The sequence below is a fragment of the Vibrio sp. 704 genome, from assembly GCF_033339295.1.
In genome coordinates, this window is record NZ_JAWOUH010000088.1 from 1 (window position 1) to 1,211 (window position 1,211).

Genomic DNA, 1,211 nt, shown 5'->3' on the forward strand with positions numbered 1-1,211 from the left:
CGATACGCTCGATGTGATTTATGACTCTGCGATACGAAGAACGGGTATGCTGCGTGTTAGCAATACGCATGAGTTATTTGCTGCGGTAGAGACGCTGACGCACTCAGTTCCGTTGCGTGGAGAACGCTTAGCCATCATCACTAACGGTGGAGGCCCTGCCGTCATGGCGGTTGATACACTAGTTGAGCGAGGTGGCAATTTAGCGACTCTGGACGAAGTAACAACCGATCAGCTCAGAGCCATTTTACCGTCTAACTGGCGGGGTGTTAATCCGATAGATCTTTCCGGAGATGCAACGAAAAAACGCTACGTAGATGCGATCAATGCGGTAATGAATAATGATTGTGCTGATGCGATTTTGATTATGCACAGTCCTTCTGCCGTGTCTGATTCTTATGAAACGGCTTTGGCGGTTATTGAAGCCATCAAGAATCACCCTCGACATAAACATTTTAATGTCCTAACTAACTGGTCTGGGGAACAAACATCTCGAGATGCTCGACTGGCATTCACTCAAGCGGGGATACCTACCTATCGTACGCCGGAAAGCGCGGTCGTTGCGTACATGCACCTCGTTGAATACAGGCGAAACCAGAAACAGTTGATGGAAACGCCAACAACAGCAGAGCCGCTGCACTCAGGTAGCGTAAATTCTGCAAAAGAATGGGTAGATGAACGACTACTGGATAAAAACACAGTTACACTGGATACACACCAAACTAGCCCACTATTTAAGCTCTTTGGCTTTAATGTTTTGCCTACTTGGATAGCATCGGATGAAATCGAAGCTGTTCACATGGCAGAAAATATTGGCTACCCGGTCGCCGTGAAGCTTCGCTCTCCTGATATTCCTCACAAATCAGACGTACACGGCGTGGCGCTTAATTTGAGAAATAGTCGAGAAGTTTCTAACGCTGCACAATCGATTTTAGATACCGTCAAATTCAGTTACCCATCTGCAAACGTACACGGCCTGCTAGTTCAAGGCATGGCGAAGCTTGGCAGCGCGGAAGAGTTGCGAATCAGTATCGCGGTCGACAAGGTATTTGGGCCTGTCATTTTACTTGGTCAAGGTGGATCTGAATGGAACATCGCTCAAGATGCGGTGGCCGCCCTGCCTCCTTTGAATATGACGCTTGCACGCTATTTAGTCGTGGTTGCATTAAAGTCCGGGAAGATCCGTCTTCAGAAACACAAAGATGCGCTCGATA

General features: G+C 47.8%; 1 protein-coding gene. It reads left to right on the top strand.

What is annotated here, in order from left to right:
- Nucleotides 1–1,211, top strand: a 1,211-nt coding sequence (locus R7R24_RS24635) for an acetate--CoA ligase family protein (protein ID WP_318119717.1), incomplete at both ends; no start/stop codon positions are given.